This window comes from Pectobacterium zantedeschiae, from assembly GCF_004137795.1.
Taxonomy (GTDB): domain Bacteria; phylum Pseudomonadota; class Gammaproteobacteria; order Enterobacterales; family Enterobacteriaceae; genus Pectobacterium; species Pectobacterium zantedeschiae.
Window position 1 is genome coordinate 1 of record NZ_NWTM01000002.1, and the last position, 17,133, is coordinate 17,133.

9 protein-coding genes are annotated in these 17,133 nt (G+C 51.7%); 7 read left to right on the forward strand and 2 right to left on the reverse strand.

The features are described 5' to 3' along the window. Positions 1-575: 575 nt before the first annotated feature. The 4 genes from metA (at position 576) to aceK (ending at position 6,559) form a co-directional block, all read left to right on the forward strand. Positions 576-1,505 (forward strand): homoserine O-acetyltransferase MetA, encoded by a 930-nt coding sequence (gene metA, locus CLR69_RS14660; protein WP_129712379.1) that lies wholly within the window; start codon positions 576-578, stop codon positions 1,503-1,505. A gap of 291 nt (positions 1,506-1,796) precedes the next feature. Further along, complete coding sequence (gene aceB / locus CLR69_RS14665; RefSeq protein ID WP_129712378.1) at positions 1,797-3,395, forward strand: malate synthase A; 1,599 nt, start codon at positions 1,797-1,799, stop codon at positions 3,393-3,395. 31 nt (positions 3,396-3,426) lie between these two features. Beyond that, complete coding sequence (gene aceA / locus CLR69_RS14670) at positions 3,427-4,734, forward strand: isocitrate lyase (RefSeq protein WP_129707166.1); 1,308 nt, start codon at positions 3,427-3,429, stop codon at positions 4,732-4,734. A gap of 49 nt (positions 4,735-4,783) precedes the next feature. Continuing rightward, the gene (aceK, locus tag CLR69_RS14675) at positions 4,784-6,559 is read left to right on the forward strand and encodes a bifunctional isocitrate dehydrogenase kinase/phosphatase (RefSeq protein WP_129712390.1); all 1,776 of its coding nucleotides are present in this window, start codon (positions 4,784-4,786) and stop codon (positions 6,557-6,559) included. A 295-nt stretch (positions 6,560-6,854) separates the two neighbouring features. Here the strand turns inward: aceK and iclR are convergent, their stop codons facing one another. Then, positions 6,855-7,685 (reverse strand): glyoxylate bypass operon transcriptional repressor IclR, encoded by an 831-nt coding sequence (iclR, locus tag CLR69_RS14680; RefSeq protein WP_129707164.1) that lies wholly within the window; start codon positions 7,683-7,685, stop codon positions 6,855-6,857. 191 nt (positions 7,686-7,876) lie between these two features. On the opposite strand from iclR, the gene metH reads away from it, so the two are divergent. The 3 genes from metH to foxA all read left to right on the forward strand — a co-directional run bounded on the left by metH (position 7,877) and on the right by foxA (position 15,329). Continuing rightward, positions 7,877-11,560: a methionine synthase gene (metH, locus tag CLR69_RS14685; RefSeq protein ID WP_129712377.1), complete on the forward strand. Its 3,684-nt coding sequence runs from the start codon at positions 7,877-7,879 to the stop codon at positions 11,558-11,560. Between the two features lie 523 nt (positions 11,561-12,083). Then, positions 12,084-13,040, forward strand: coding sequence for a helix-turn-helix transcriptional regulator (locus tag CLR69_RS14690; protein WP_129712376.1), 957 nt, complete (start codon positions 12,084-12,086; stop codon positions 13,038-13,040). Between the two features lie 180 nt (positions 13,041-13,220). After that, a complete protein-coding gene (gene foxA, locus CLR69_RS14695; RefSeq protein ID WP_129712374.1) occupies positions 13,221-15,329 on the forward strand; it encodes a ferrioxamine B receptor FoxA in 2,109 nt (702 codons plus the stop codon). A 70-nt stretch (positions 15,330-15,399) separates the two neighbouring features. Here the strand turns inward: foxA and CLR69_RS14700 are convergent, their stop codons facing one another. Then, a complete protein-coding gene (locus CLR69_RS14700; RefSeq protein ID WP_129707156.1) occupies positions 15,400-16,854 on the reverse strand; it encodes a DASS family sodium-coupled anion symporter in 1,455 nt (484 codons plus the stop codon). Between the last annotated feature and the right edge of the window lie 279 nt (positions 16,855-17,133).

Genomic DNA, 17,133 nt, shown 5'->3' on the forward strand with positions numbered 1-17,133 from the left:
AAAACAAAAAGCTCAGTCGAAAGACTGGGCTTTTTGTTTTATTTGTTGTTTGTCGGTGAGTGCTCTCCGGAGTAGGACAAATCCGCGGGGAGCGGATTTGCACGTTGCGGAGCAACGGCCCGAAGGGTGGCGGGCAGGACGCCCGCCATAAACTGCCAGGCATCAACTACGTGGAAAGCCTCTGTCGAAAGACAGGGGCTTTTTGCTATGGGAATTTTGGGTCGTTTTTGGGATAACGTCTCTACGTAACAACTGGTTTAGCCGCACAGCATTACTTATCCACGCTTTGGAAATGAATGAAGGGGGGCTTTCTCCTGTGGAGGGGCGCATACTTCAGGAGATAACAGCAGCGAGCTGTCGTAAATCTAAATTCATTGTTATTTCTAGCTCTGTTCCCCTGAGTGATTCTGATGCGCTTAACCGTATTCAGCAGAAGTAGTGCTGATGGTATAGCGAGTGTTTCGTGAAACATTTTCACCTTATGCGTTGAGTACTCGACATTAGTACGAAAACTCGTTATCTTCGGGCATCTGGATGTCTAAACGTTTAAACGTATGCTTTGAGGATATAAGGTTATGCCAATTCGGGTTCCTGATGAGTTACCAGCCGTTAATTTTTTGCGTAATGAGAACGTCTTTGTGATGACGTCTTCACGTGCTAAAACGCAGGAAATTCGTCCACTTAAAGTGCTGGTTCTGAACCTGATGCCTAAGAAGATTGAGACTGAAAACCAGTTTCTGCGTCTGCTGTCCAATTCTCCCCTACAGATTGATATCCAGCTGTTGCGTATCGATAGCCGTGAATCAAAGAATACGCCAACCGAGCATTTGAATAACTTCTACTGCAATTTTGACGACATTCAGGACGAAAATTTTGATGGCTTGATTGTTACCGGCGCTCCACTGGGGTTAGTCGATTTCTGTGATGTTGTTTATTGGCCGCAGATCGCGCGGGTCATAGAATGGGCAAAAGAACATGTTACCTCGACATTATTCGTGTGTTGGGCTGTGCAGGCCGCTCTCAATATCCTCTATGGTATTCCTAAGATGACCCGTAAGGAAAAGCTCTCTGGCGTTTATTCGCATCAGACGTTACAACCCCATGCGTTGCTGACTCGCGGTTTTGATGAAACGTTTCTGGCTCCACATTCGCGCTATGCGGATTTTCCGGCTGATGTGATTCGGCAGCATACGGATTTGGATATTCTGGTTGAGTCGGAACAGGCTGGTGCTTACCTGTTTGCTAGTAAAGATAAGCGTCTGGCGTTTGTTACCGGGCACCCAGAGTATGACGTTCTGACGCTGGCAGGAGAGTTTTTCCGTGATTGTGACGCTGGGTTGGATCCGACCGTTCCGGTTAACTATTTTCCAGACGACAATCCTGAACTGGCACCAAAAGCGAGTTGGCGTAGCCATGGGCACCTGCTTTTTGTTAACTGGCTGAACTACTATGTCTACCAGATTACACCTTACGATTTACGCCGAATGAATCCTACACTGGACTAACCCAACACCCATTCTAATTCTTTTCTCTGAGGCACCGTTTATGGTGCCTTTCTTTTTTGTGCTGAATCATTCCATTTCTATTAGTTAGTGAAAGTTATTTCTCTTCCTTTTTAATTTTAATCTTCATTTTTATTATGTGCTTATGTAGATAAATTAATAAAAATGGAAATTGTTTTTGATTTTGTTTTTTCTTGTATTACGCTTAATTCTGTCGGCTAAGAAATATACATACTGGTTTGCCGATCTGGCGGTTGTTGATGAATGAAGCGGAATCTTGAAAAGGAACCACGAATGATGCAGCAGACGATAAACAGAGAGTTGGCGTTTAGTCAGCGTTTTGGCGAAGGTGAGAAGCATATTCTTACGGAGGAGGCGATTGATTTCCTGACGGAATTGGTTGCGCATTTTACGCCAGCACGTAATCAATTACTTGCTGAACGGCAAGTGCAGCAGCGCGATATCGATCAGGGAAATCTGCCCGATTTTATTTCAGAAACGGCTTCCATTCGAGATAAAGCATGGACGATACGTGGCATTCCCGATGACCTTCAGGATCGCCGTGTTGAAATTACTGGCCCGGTTGAGCGCAAGATGGTGATCAACGCATTGAATGCCAACGTGAAAGTTTTCATGGCAGACTTTGAGGACTCACTGTCACCAGGATGGGAAAAGGTGATTGATGGGCAAATTAACTTACGCGATGCTGTGCGCGGTACGATTTCCTACATCAACGAAGCGGGAAAAATCTACCAGCTGCAACCCAATCCTGCGGTGTTGATTTGCCGCGTGCGTGGGCTGCATTTGCCTGAAAAACACGTCTCCTGGCAGGGGGAAGCCATTCCCGGTAGCCTGTTTGATTTCGCGCTGTATTTTTTCCATAACTACCAGGAATTGCTGAAGAAAGGCAGTGGCCCTTATTTCTATTTGCCAAAGACTCAGTCATGGCAGGAAGCGGCTTGGTGGAACGATGTGTTCTGCTATACAGAAGATCGCTTTGACCTACCGCGCGGGACGATCAAAGCAACGGTGTTGATTGAAACACTGCCTGCTGTTTTCCAGATGGACGAAATCCTCTACCACTTACGCGATCATATTGTTGGGCTGAACTGTGGCCGTTGGGATTATATTTTCAGCTATATCAAAACATTAAAGAACCACAGCGATCGCGTTCTGCCCGATCGTCAGTCGGTGACGATGGAAAAACCCTTCCTCAGTGCTTACTCACGCTTGTTAATCAAAACCTGTCATCGTCGCGGTGCATTTGCCATGGGCGGGATGGCGGCGTTTATTCCGAGTAAGGATGCTGAGCGTAATAATTGGGTATTGGATAAGGTACGTAAAGACAAGGAGCTGGAAGCGAATAATGGTCACGATGGTACCTGGGTGGCTCATCCTGGGTTGGCGGATGCCGTAATGGAGGTGTTCGATCGGGCGTTAGGTGAACGCAAGAATCAGCTCGATATCAGCCGTGAACAAGATGCGCCCATTCGTGCTGACGAATTGCTGGAACCTTGCTCAGGAGAACGTACGGAGGTCGGGATGCGTGCGAATATCCGCGTTGCCGTGCAGTACATCGAAGCGTGGATATCCGGTAATGGCTGTGTCCCTATTTATGGGTTGATGGAAGATGCCGCGACGGCTGAAATTTCCCGCACCTCAATCTGGCAGTGGATTCGCCACGGCAAGACGTTGAGCGATGGTCGTGTGATCACCAAAGCGCTGTTCCGCCAGATGCTGGCCGAAGAGATGTTTGTGATTCAGGAAGAGTTAGGTGATGCCCGCTTTAGCGGAGGGCGCTTTGATGAAGCCGCCCGCCTGATGGAACAAATCACCACGCAAGATGAACTGATCGACTTCCTGACGCTACCCGGCTACGCATTGCTTGATTAATCCTGACTGATAATAAAAAGGAACCTCTGCTATGACGACCTCTCGTACCCAACAAGTTCAGCATATCGAAAAAGAGTGGAAAACTGCACGCTGGGAAGGTATTACGCGCCCCTACAGCGCAGAAGATGTGATTAATCTACGTGGCTCGGTGAACCCGGAATGCACGCTCGCGCAGCTCGGTGCGGCGCGGTTATGGAGCCTGCTACATGGCGAAGCCCGCAAAGGTTACGTTAACTGTCTGGGAGCGTTGACGGGTGGGCAAGCCTTACAGCAGGCGAAAGCCGGCATCGAGGCGATTTATCTTTCCGGTTGGCAGGTGGCGGCGGATGCCAATCTGGCGTCCAGCATGTATCCCGATCAGTCGCTCTACCCGGCGAATTCCGTGCCAGCGGTGATCGAGCGTATCAATAATACCTTCCGGCGTGCCGACCAGATTCAATGGGCGAACCACATTGAGCCGGGTGATAAGCGCCATACCGATTACTTCCTGCCGATTGTTGCGGATGCGGAAGCTGGATTTGGCGGCGTACTTAATGCATTTGAGCTGATGAAATCGATGATTGAAGCAGGCGCAGCGGCGGTTCACTTTGAAGACCAACTGGCATCGGCGAAGAAATGTGGGCACATGGGCGGCAAGGTGCTGGTTCCTACCCAGGAGGCCGTTCAGAAACTGGTTGCAGCACGCCTGGCTGCGGATGTAGTGGGGGTGCCCACCTTACTGGTGGCGCGAACCGATGCGGATGCCGCAGATTTGCTGACTTCCGACTGTGATGAATATGATCGTGATTTCATTACTGGAGAACGCACGGTAGAAGGTTTCTATCGTACGCGCGCAGGGATTGAACAGGCGATCAGTCGCGGACTGGCCTACGCGCCCTATGCCGATTTGGTGTGGTGCGAAACCTCAACGCCAGATTTATCGCTGGCGCGTCGTTTTGCCGAGGCCATCCACGCTAAGTTCCCTGGCAAGTTGCTGGCGTACAACTGTTCGCCTTCCTTTAACTGGAAGAAGAACCTGGATGACAGCACGATTGCGCGTTTCCAGGATGAGCTATCGGCGATGGGCTATAAGTATCAATTTATTACGCTGGCTGGCATCCACAGCATGTGGTTCAACATGTTTGACCTGGCGCATGCCTATGCAAAAGGCGAGGGGATGAGGCACTACGTAGAAAAAGTACAGCAGCCTGAATTTGAAGCGATTAAAGACGGGTATACCTTCTCATCGCATCAGCAGGAGGTCGGTACTGGCTACTTCGATAAGGTGACGAACATCATTCAGGGAGGCGAGTCTTCAGTGACGGCGCTGACGGGATCGACGGAAGAACAGCAGTTCTGATCCTAACCCGGCTAGTGTTCAACTGGCCGGGTTTCATCTGGAGATCATGATGACGCGTGACCTTGAAAAACTGGTGGCGCAGACGATCCTGCAAGGGTTTGATGCGCAATATGGTCGTTTTCTCGAAGTGACTGCGGGCGCACAGCAGCGTTTTGAACAGGCTGACTGGCCCGCGGTGCAACAGGCAATGAAACAGCGTATTCACCTATACGATCACCATGTTGGTCTGGTAGTCGAACAGTTGCGCTGTATTACCGGTATTCGCTGCGATGATGCGGATTTTTTAGCTCGGGTGAAACATATCTACACGCGCTTACTGCCGGACTATCCGCGTTTCGAGATTGCTGAGAGTTTTTTCAATTCCGTTTATTGTCGGCTGTTTAATCATCGGGAGCTGACTCCCGATAAGCTGTTTGTTTTCAGTTCTCAGCCAGAACAGCGCTTTCATGAAATTCCCCGACCTATTGCCAAGACGTTTGTGCCAGCTGACGGCTGGCTGCGTATGTTGGAAAAATTGCTGAGTGATGTGCCGCTGCGTTTACCGTGGGAAGATTTGCCACGTGATATCGACTATATCGTTACGTATTTACAGCGCACCTTCTCCACTGAGCAGCTTGCTCAGGCGACGTTACAGGTAGCAAATGAGCTGTTTTATCGTAATAAAGCGGCCTGGCTGGTGGGGAAGTTGTCGTTGCCTGACGGCGTTTTTCCGTTTCTGTTGCCCATTCACCACAACGAACGCGGTGCGCTGTTTATTGATACCTGCCTGACGGCGCAGGCAGACGCCAGCATTGTGTTCGGTTTCGCCCGTTCTTACTTCATGGTATATGCCCCGTTGCCGTCTGCGCTGGTGGCCTGGCTACGTGACATTTTGCCGGGGAAGACGACGGCGGAGCTTTATCTGGCTATTGGCTGCCAGAAGCACAGTAAAACCGAGTATTACCGCGAATATTTGCATTACATTGCGGAGTCAAAAGAGCAGTTCATTATTGCTCCCGGCGTGAAAGGCATGGTGATGCTGGTGTTTACGCTGCCTTCATTCGATCGCGTATTTAAGGTTATCAAAGATCGTTTTGCGCCGCAGAAAGAGGTGAGTGCGGAGCGGGTAATGGCGTGCTATCAACTGGTGAAAGAACACGATCGCGTCGGGCGCATGGCAGATACTCAGGAATATGAAAACTTCGTCATCGATAAGCACCGTATTAGCTCGGAACTGCTGGATGAGCTTTGGCGTGAGGTACCGGAAAAGCTCGAGGATCTGGGCGATCGGCTGGTGATCCGACATTTGTATATGGAGCGCCGGATGACGCCGCTGAATCTCTATCTGGAACAGGCAAACGCGCAGCAATTGCATGATGTGATTGAAGAGTATGGAAATGCGATCAAACAGTTGGCAGCAGCGAACATTTTCCCCGGTGATATGCTGTTTAAGAATTTCGGCGTCACGCGCCATGGGCGGGTCGTGTTTTATGACTATGATGAAATTTGCTACATGACCGAAGTAAATTTCCGCAAGATTCCGCCGCCGCGTCACCCGGAGGACGAGCTAGCCGCAGAGCCGTGGTACAGCGTTGCGCCGAATGATGTGTTTCCCGAAGAGTTTCCGCATTTCCTGTGTAGCGACCGCCATATTCGTACGCTGTTTGAGGAAATGCATGGCGATCTGTTTTGTGCGGACTACTGGCGTGCATTACAGCAGCGCATCAGGGAAGGGCATATTGAGGATGTGTACGCCTACCGACGCCGCAAGCGTTTTAGTCAGCGTGCTGATCCGCGATACACAACTGCTGAGAATGATTCTGGCTTTTGTCGTCATCCGGCGTAAAAAATTATGCAGCGGTGGGCTTGACCGCCGAGTGAGCGACAGGACGTCGCGAAAGCCAGTGCCGCGTATGGAACGCGTCACTGGCGGCTCGACTAGCGGTCAGGAACACCGATGGAACCGCGTAGCGGAATAATTTAGCCGGAAAGCCTGGGTACACAGGGCGGCGGCGCTTGAGCGCCCTGTGTCGGGCGCGTGCTACGAGGTAGCATGAAAATGGCAGCATTATCGCGCACGAAACCTTCCCACAGTCTGCATAGACATGCGCCTAAAAGGCCTGACGAGGAATACACCTTGTTTATAACCCACTGTATTCCTGCATGACCTGTTTCGCCGCTTTGATCACCAGCGCGCCGAGTTCTGTGACGCGGTCGTCCGTGATGCGTGATACGGGGCCAGAGATGGAAATGGCTGCGAAGGCTTCCTGATGTTCATCCAGAATACAGGCCGCGATACAGCGTAGCCCCAGTGCATGCTCTTCGTCATCGAACGAATATCCCTGCTTGCGAATCAACAAGAGGTTTTCCTTCAGCATTTGCGGCGAACTGAACGTATGTGGCGTGTAGCCATGCAGCCCTTTCTTGTGCAGCAACTGCGTGACCTGAGCATCAGGTAAATGCGCCAGAAACGCTTTCCCGGCACCGGAAGCATGCATCGGTAATTTACCGCCGATCGGGGCGGACATACGCATCAGCGCCGTACATTGCACCTGATCGATGATGATCGCCTGACTATCCGTTTGATCGAGAACGGCCAGATTGACTGTCTCGCCTGAGTCTTCCATTAATTTACGTAGTATCGGATGTACGATTGCCAACAGGTTGCGGCTTTGCAGAAAGCTACTGCCGACGATAAACGCGTGCGATGCGATCGTCCACAGCCCCAGATCGCCAACCTGACGCACGAAACCCTGCTGCTGCATCGTGGTGAGCAGACGATGAGTGGTGGAATTCGGTAAACCGGCCTGCTGCGCCAGATCGGTCAGTGCCACGCTGCCGTTTGCTTTGGCGATATATTCAAGTAACGTCAGACCGCGTGTCAACGACTGAACCTGTCCGGTTGGCTGTGCCGCGGTGCTCGTGCTAGCTCTGGGTTTTTTCCCACGTTTGGCTGACTCTGGTGGCGTCATGGCGTCGATTCCTTTTTATGGTAATGGAATTGATTTTCGTTTTTTTACCACAGAATGCAACTCTTCTTTCTCTGTGTTTTTTATAGGCAAATTACCTGAAAAAGTCTCACGCTACACCGCGTTAGCCTGCTCATAACTTATGCTAGGATAGACACAACATATCGTATTTATTGGCCGGGAATGGGGTTCGCGTGAGTAATCGGGTAGACGAATTGCGGCGTCAGTTGGCGCAACGCATTATGGTACTGGATGGTGGTATGGGTACCATGATTCAGGGTTATCGCCTGCAAGAAGCAGATTATCGCGGTGAGCGCTTTGCTGACTGGCCGAGCGATGTGAAGGGAAATAACGATCTACTGGTGCTGACCAAGCCGCAGGTGATTAGTGAAATTCACGATGCCTATCTGGAAGCCGGTGCCGATATTCTCGAAACCAACACCTTCAACGCCACCACCATCGCGATGGCGGACTATGACATGCAATCGCTGTCGGCGGAAATCAATACCGTCGCCGCTCAGCTGGCGCGTGCCAGTGCGGATAAATGGACAGCGTTAACGCCGGATAAGCCACGCTATGTTGCTGGTGTGCTTGGCCCGACCAACCGCACCGCGTCGATCTCCCCCGATGTTAACGATCCGGCTTTTCGTAATGTCAGTTTTGATCAATTGGTAGAGGCGTATCGCGAATCGACACGTGCATTGATCGCGGGCGGTGTCGATCTGATCATGATCGAAACCATTTTCGATACGTTGAATGCTAAAGCGGCGAGCTTCGCGGTCGAAAGCGAATTTGAGGCGCTGGGGATCGTCCTACCTGTGATGATTTCCGGCACGATCACGGACGCGTCAGGACGTACATTATCCGGTCAAACTACCGAAGCCTTTTACAACTCCTTACGTCATTCCCGCCCACTTTCCTTTGGTCTGAACTGTGCATTGGGGCCAGATGAACTGCGCCAGTATGTCGCCGAGCTGTCTCGTATTTCAGAATGCTATGTGAGCGCACACCCCAACGCAGGGTTGCCTAACGCCTTCGGGGAGTACGATCTGGATCCCACTGATATGGCCAAGCATATCGGCGAATGGGCGCGATCCGGTTTCCTGAATATCGTCGGCGGCTGCTGTGGATCGACACCTGCGCACATTGCCGCGATGGCGAAAGTCGTGGAAGGCGTGCCGCCACGTAAGCTGCCGGATATCCCGGTGGCTTGCCGTTTATCCGGTCTGGAACCGCTGATTATCGATGCCAACACGCTGTTTGTTAACGTAGGGGAGCGGACAAACGTTACCGGTTCTGCGCGTTTTAAACGGCTGATCAAAGAAGAGAAATACAACGAGGCGCTTGATGTTGCCCGCCAGCAGGTGGAAAGCGGCGCGCAGATCATCGATATCAACATGGATGAAGGCATGCTGGATGCGGAAGCGGCGATGATCCGTTTCCTGAATCTTATTGCCGGTGAACCTGATATCGCCCGTGTGCCGATTATGATCGACTCCTCAAAATGGGAGGTCGTTGAGAAGGGGCTTAAATGCATTCAGGGCAAAGGCATTGTTAACTCGATCTCTATGAAGGAGGGCGTTGAGGCCTTTATCCATCACGCTAAGCTGGTGCGGCGCTATGGCGCTGCCGTGGTAGTGATGGCCTTCGATGAAGTCGGACAGGCAGATACTCGCGCGCGTAAAATTGAAATTTGTCGCCGGGCTTACCGTATTCTGACGGAAGAAGTCGGTTTTCCCCCGGAAGATATCATCTTCGACCCGAACATTTTTGCCGTGGCAACGGGGATCGACGAGCATAACAACTACGCAGTGGATTTCATCGAGGCCTGCGCAGATATCAAGGCACAGTTGCCGCATGCGATGATCTCCGGCGGCGTGTCCAACGTGTCGTTTTCATTCCGTGGCAACGATCTGGTACGTGAGGCGATCCACGCCGTTTTCCTGTATTACGCGATCCGCAATGGTATGGACATGGGGATCGTGAACGCCAGTCAGTTGGCGATCTATGACGATCTTCCCATTGAGCTGCGCGATGCGGTAGAGGACGTGATCCTTAACCGTCGTAGCGATGCCACCGAGCGTATGCTCGAACTGGCAGAAAAATATCGCGGTAGCAAAACGGAAGATGAAGGCAGTAAAACGCAGGCGGAGTGGCGCGGTTGGGATGTGAAGAAGCGTCTTGAGTATTCGCTGGTTAAAGGCATTACCGAGTTTATCGAGCTGGACACGGAAGAAGCGCGTCAGCAGGCGACACGACCGATTGAAGTGATTGAAGGCCCGCTGATGGATGGCATGAACGTGGTCGGTGACCTATTCGGTGCAGGTAAAATGTTTTTGCCGCAGGTGGTGAAATCCGCCCGTGTGATGAAGCAGGCGGTGGCCTACCTGGAACCTTACATCGAAGCCAGTAAAGACAAAGGTTCGTCAGCCGGGAAAATACTGCTGGCGACGGTAAAAGGCGATGTTCACGATATCGGTAAGAATATCGTCGGCGTGGTGCTGCAATGTAACAACTACGAGATTATCGATCTGGGCGTGATGGTGCCGACGGATAAAATCCTGAAGACTGCACGTGAAGAGAATGTCGACATCATCGGGCTGTCCGGCCTGATTACGCCGTCGCTGGATGAAATGGTCAACGTGGCGAAAGAGATGGAGCGTCAGGGCTTTACGCTGCCGCTGCTGATTGGCGGTGCGACGACCTCTAAAGCTCATACCGCCGTGAAGATTGAGCAGAACTACAGCGGCCCGACGGTCTACGTGCAGAATGCCTCACGCTCTGTCGGCGTCGTGTCGGCCCTGCTTTCCGGTACACAGTATGATGATTTTGTTGCACGTACCCGTAAAGAGTATGAAACCGTGCGTATTCAGCACGCGCGTAAAAAACCGAGAACGCCGCCCGTGACGCTGGAAGCGGCCCGGGCTAATGCCTCAGATCTGGATTGGGAAAACTATACGCCACCGGTTGCGCATCGTCTGGGTGTGCAGGCCGTAACGGCCAGCATTGAAACGCTACGCAACTACATCGACTGGACGCCGTTCTTCATGACCTGGTCGCTGGCGGGAAAGTATCCCCGCATTTTGGAAGATGAGGTGGTAGGTGAAGAGGCCAAGCGCCTGTTTGCTGATGCTAACACGATGCTGGACGATTTATCTGCGCGCGGTGCATTGAATCCTCGTGGCGTGGTTGGCTTATTCCCGGCGAACCGCGTGGGTGATGATGTGGTTATTTATACCGATGAACGGCGCGAAACGGTACTGTCAGTCAGCCATCACCTGCGTCAACAGACGGAAAAAACTGATTTCCCGAACTATTGCCTGTCCGATTTTGTGGCACCGAAATCTAGCGGTAAGCCTGACTATCTGGGCGCTTTTGCGGTGACCGGCGGGCTGGAAGAGGATACGTTGGCCGATCTGTGGGAAGCTCAGCATGATGATTACAACAAGATCATGGTGAAGGCGATTTCTGACCGTCTGGCGGAAGCATTTGCGGAATACTTACACGAGCGTGTGCGTAAGGTTTACTGGGGCTATGCGCCGAATGAGAACCTCAGTAATGATCTGCTGATTCGTGAGAATTATCAGGGCATTCGTCCCGCGCCGGGCTATCCGGCTTGCCCGGACCACACGGAGAAAGTACAAATCTGGCAGTTGTTGGATGTGGAAAAACAGACGGGTATGAAGCTAACTGAATCCTATGCCATGTGGCCGGGCGCGTCGGTATCCGGCTGGTACTTTAGTCACCCTGACAGCAAATACTTCGCTGTTGCACAAATCCAGCGCGATCAGGCAGAGGATTACGCGGTGCGTAAAGGCATGGAAGTGAGAGAGGTTGAGCGCTGGCTGGCGCCGAATCTTGGTTATGATGCCGACTAGGTATTGATAGGGTGCTTACAGATATTGTTGTCTGAGTTATGCATGACTGGGGGCGTTTCGGGCGTGAGGGCAAAGGTTATATTTTGTGACGAATACGCCACGCCCGACATAGGGCAGCTCAAACGCCGCTTGCCCTATGAACCCAGGCTGTTGGCTGAAATCCTGCCGCTACGCGGTGCCTTCGGAATCATTGAACGCTTATCGAGTCGCCAGTGACGCGTTCCCTACGCGGCACTGACTCTCGCGACGTCCTGTCGCTCACTCGGCGTTCACTGATACCTCAGCATGATTTCTTATGCCAGTCAGATAACTTTCCATAGGCTAGCTGTGGTGTCTAGTCACTAAGGCTGTTTTAGAACCCACTCCAATGAGAATACTTATCAGTCTTATTGATGCGATTTCATGAGAATGATAAGGTGATCACCAATTAAGCAGAACGCTTTTTTCTGTTTTCATTCCATGCTTTTCCGTTAACTGCAGGCCTGATTCTGGGCGTTAAACAGGATGAAGGTATCTCCCGCTCATGCTAAAACGACTCTTTTCCATTGAGGATTTCTTCGATATCGGTGAACGTTACGGGATTGATTACCACTTCCCGCAGCTGTCATCTTGCCGCGATCGCACGAAAGAAAAGCGTATCGTTGTGCAGGGGGATGTCGAAGAGATGACGCTGTCCTCCGGTATTTGCCTGACGAATTCTAACGTGCGCGTGTTGCAGCCTTACGAATCGACCTCTTTGCACTGCTGCCCGTTTTATACGCTGGTGGTACTGGAAGGATGCGTTGCGCTACGTCTGAGCGGTAAGGAGTTTGTTGTGCGGTCTGGCATGGCATTCAGTACCCGGCTAGGCGACCCGTTAGTGATGAACGCGAGTCATCTTGCCGATCACCATCTGCGTACCGTGTCTTTGGGGATTTTTCCCGCCACTTTCACTTTGGAACCGCTCTTAGGCTCACTGCTGAGTGAGTGGGAGCAGAGCGGTAATCCGACATTTCTATGGCAGGTTCCCGGCCATTTGTTGTCTGGTTTGCAACATGCACTGGAAAATACCATGCCGAGTTTATCGCGCCAGCTCATGCTGGAAGGCGTGATGCTACAACTGCTGGGACACGGATTGTCATTCGGGCAACGTGGGGAAGAACGACGCATATTGCCTCCGCCTGGTGAACAGGAACGGCTGGAGAATGTTCGACGACGTCTGGCGCAACAGCCTGAAAAAGAATACACCCTTAATGAACTGGCGCAGCTGGCCGCGATGAGCAGCAGCAGCCTGCGTACCAAGTTTCGTCAGGCATACGGTCATTCGGTCTTTGACTACCTGCGCGACTGCCGGTTGGAACTTGCTCGGCGATATCTGGCGCAGGGATACAGCGTGCAGCAGGCGGCCTGGATGTCGGGCTACCAGCACGCGACCAACTTTGCCACGGCTTTTCGGCGACGTTACGGTATTGCTCCGAGCGATGCGCGCATGGTCAGCTAGCGTTTCCTTTCTTATTAATATTCTGAGTCTTATTTGTGGCCAGATACACACGCCAGATGCTTCCCCGCTGAGTTCCTATTTTGTCATTGCGCATACGTAAGCCGTCACTGCGCATAGCTATCGCCGGGCTCAAAACGGTAATAATTCTTATTTACAATAATAAGGTCTGTGGAGATTCCCATGTTCAGAAAAACGCGGCTGGCGCTGGTGGTTGGCTGTTTCACCAGTGGATTGACTGTGTCGGCACTCGCGCAAGATACGCCATCTTCTTCTCAGGGCGATACGTTAGTGGTCACGCCTCAAACACAACGCGGTGCTACCAAGCTGGAAACGCCCGATATCGAGACTCCTCAGGCCGTTTCTATCATTACGCGCGATCAGATTCAGGAACAAGGTGCGACCAGCGTTCGGCAGGCAGTCGGCTATACGCCGGGCGTGTTCAACAACCAGATCGGTGCCTCCAACCGCTTTGACTACATGGTGCTGCGTGGCTTTTCTGACGGCAGCCTGGATAACGTTTATCTCGACGGTCTGAAGATCATGGGGGATACCAACTCCCATAGCTCGCTGGTGGTCGATCCCTGGTTCCTCGACAGCATTGAAGTGGTCAGAGGCCCTGCGTCCGTACTCTATGGGCGTTCTTCGCCGGGCGGGATTGTGGCACTGAATTCCCGGCAGCCATCGTTCGATCGCAGCGGACAGATCAAACTGTTTGCGGGCAATAATGCGCAGCGCGGCGCGGCATTTGACGTGACCGGTCCACTGGATGATGACGAGCGGTTTGCGTTCCGTCTGGGTGGGATCGTACGCGAAGCTGATACGCAGTTCAAAAAGACCAAAGAAGAGCGCTATGCGATCGCACCTAGCCTACTGTGGCGGATCTCCGACAAGACACGTCTGGAATTAATGGCTTACCTACAACGCGATCCTGAAGGCGGTAGCCACTCTGGTCTACCGTATGAAGGCACTGTAGTGGCGCATAATGGGCGGAAGATCTCGAACACCTTCTATGAAGGGGAAGAGAATTATGAGAAATACGACCGCAAGCAAAATATGGTGGGGTACAACTTTGAGCATGGTTTCGATAGCGGCTGGGCGGTGCGTCAAAAGCTGCGTTACCTGCGTACCAAAGTCCACTTGGATCAGGTGTACGCTTATGGCTGGACGCAGCCAAGCGCCGATACGCTGACCCGTTACTACTCCGGTTCCCGTGAGTCGCTGTCTGCGTTAACGTTAGATAATCAGCTTGATGGCAGCGTGGATACCGGTGCAATCAACCACCGCCTGCTGGTGGGGATTGACTATCAGCAACGCCATAATGACGTAGACTGGCCGTCTGGCTCATTCCCGGCAATTGATGCGTTTAACCCTGTCTATGGTGCACAGCCGATAGCAATATCTTCTGGCGTACTTGAAAAGCATAAGCTGCAACAGACTGGCATCTATTTACAGGATCAAATGAGCTGGGAACGCTGGCGCTTAACACTGGGCGGTCGCCACGATCAGGTGAAAATTACCAATATTAGTAAGAATAGTGGTAGCCGTGGTGAGTTGGATAAGAACAATTTCAGTTCACGCGCCGCATTGCTCTACCTGTTTGATAATGGAATTGCACCTTACATGAGCTATTCCACGGCCTTCACGCCGACCAGTTTTGCTGATGCTAATGGCAACATCCTCGAGCCGATGAAAGGCAAGCAGTGGGAAGCTGGGGTGAAATATCAGCCTGAAGGATCGCAAAACCAATATAGTCTGTCGGTATTCCGTATTAATCAGAAAAATGTCGCCACTAAAAATCAGCCCAGCGATCCGTATCGTTCCATCGGTGAAATCGAGTCGGAAGGCGTGGAACTGGAGGCGGTGAGCCACATCACTGAAAACCTTCGCTTGCAAGCGGCGTATACCTATACCGATATTCGCTATAAGAAAAGCGATGATGTGAGCGAGCAAGGGAAACGTGCTGTATACGCACCACGCAATCAGGCCAGCGCCTGGGCTAGCTATGATGTTAAAAGCGGTCCGCTGGACGGCCTGACTATTGGTTCCGGCGTGCGTTACGTGAACGGTGTGACCTCCGATCGTGCCAATACTCACACATTGCCTTCTTATACGCTGGTGGATATGGCAGTGGGATACGATCTCTCTAAGGTGGGTCTGAAAGGGCTGAGTGCGCAGCTTAACGTCAACAATCTGACTGATAAACGCTACGTAGCGGCCTGTAACTCACTGGAGTTCTGCTACTTCGGTGCTGAACGCAGCGTAGTCGGCAGCGTTTCTTATTCTTTCTAATCGCATTTTTTGCGGCGGTAATAAAAAAGCCGGGGGAACCCGGCTTTTCCATATAATAACTAGCGAGCAGTTAATACAGGCCGATGGCTTTCCACCACAGCAGACCCGCACCCATAAAGATCGCCTGATTTACCAGACTGACAACAAAGCCTGTACGCCACCAGACGGCTGTGGGTACGTAGCCAGCACCGAACAGGATTGGGCCGCGAGCGTGAGTATATTGCGTCAGCGAGCAGTACAGGCTACTGGTAAACGCCAACATGAACGCCATGGGTACTGCTGGAATGTTTAGGTTGATCCCGACACCGAGGAACACCGCAAAAAGCGCGGCGATCTGCGCATTGCCGCTGGCGAAGAAATAGTGGGTGTAGAAATAGGCCGCGTTCAGCAGCAGCAGCACCAATATCCAGCTTGTTCCCTGCATCAAATGGCCAATATTGCTGCCAATGAGATCGCCGAACCAGTTGGTGAAACCGAGCTTTTTCAACTGATTTGCCATCATCAGCAGGGCGGCGAACCAAATCAGCGTATCCCAAGCACCTTTTTCGCTCTTCACGTCTTCCCAGTTTAGTACGCCAGTGAGTAGCAGGAAGGAAAGCCCAACGAAGGAGGCGGTGGTGGCATCCACACCTAAGCGGTCGCCAAAAATCCACAGCACCAGCAGCAGGATAACGGTGAAGGCCATCAGCCACTCACCACGACTCATGCTACCCATCTTTTCCAACTCTGCGACGGCTAGCTTTGGCGCATCCGGCGTATGGCGAATTTCTGGCTTGGTTAACCAGTAGACGAGCAGCGGGACAACTGCCAGAGAGATCAAGCAGGGGACGAGCGCCGCCAGAAACCAGCTTCCCCAGGTAATGGTAACGCCTGCGTTAGCGGCCAGTTTTACTGCTAGCAGGTTGCCGGTGTAGGCGGTCATAAACAACGCGGCCGTCACATCGTTAACGTTACCGATGCAGGTAATCAGAAAGGTGCCAATTTTACTGCGCGATGCGTCTTCCGGATTGGAATCAAAGCTACGCGACAGCGAATCGGCAATCGGATAAATAATCCCGCCACAGCGTGCGGTATTGCTTGGCATGGCGGGGGAAAGCACCAGATCGGCAAAAGCTAAACCGTAAGCCAGTCCGAGCGTCCGTTTTCCTAGCAGGCGGATCATCTGCAAGGCGATGCGGCGACCCAATCCCGTTTTGATAAAGCCGCGAGCGATCATGAAAGCGACAACAATCAGCCAGATTAGCGAGCTGTTCAGATCGCTGAGAGCGGTTTGTATCGCGCCGCTGGCTGTTTTATCACCCGCAGCGTAGGTCAGTGCAAAGAGCGTGATACTGATAATACCGATAGCCCCAATGGGGAGGACGTTAGCAACAATACAAATGATTGTGGCCACGAAAATAACGGCAGAATGCCAGGCTGCGGGGTTTAAGCCTGTTGGGGGCTCCATTTGCCAAAAAAAAGCGGCGATGGCCAGGATAATGATCAGTGGGAGCCAGTTTAGTCCATACGAGGTTTTGGTCTTCATCCATTTTCCTTATTAAAAAGCCTGAAGGATTACAGGGCATACGCTAACGTACTCAATTTGCTAAACATTAATCATGCTTAATGTTTTACAAGCGAATAACCCGTAAGGGTTAGGTATATGAAAGGAGCATAGCGTTAACTCAGTAATGCATGATAGGAAACTGCAGGATTATTGATTTGGATTCTGTTTTTTAAATATTGTCATTTAATTAATTTTTTTCATTTGTTCATTTAGGTGATTTTCTCGTGGCGCGGTCTGTCTCGCAGTACAGCCAGACAA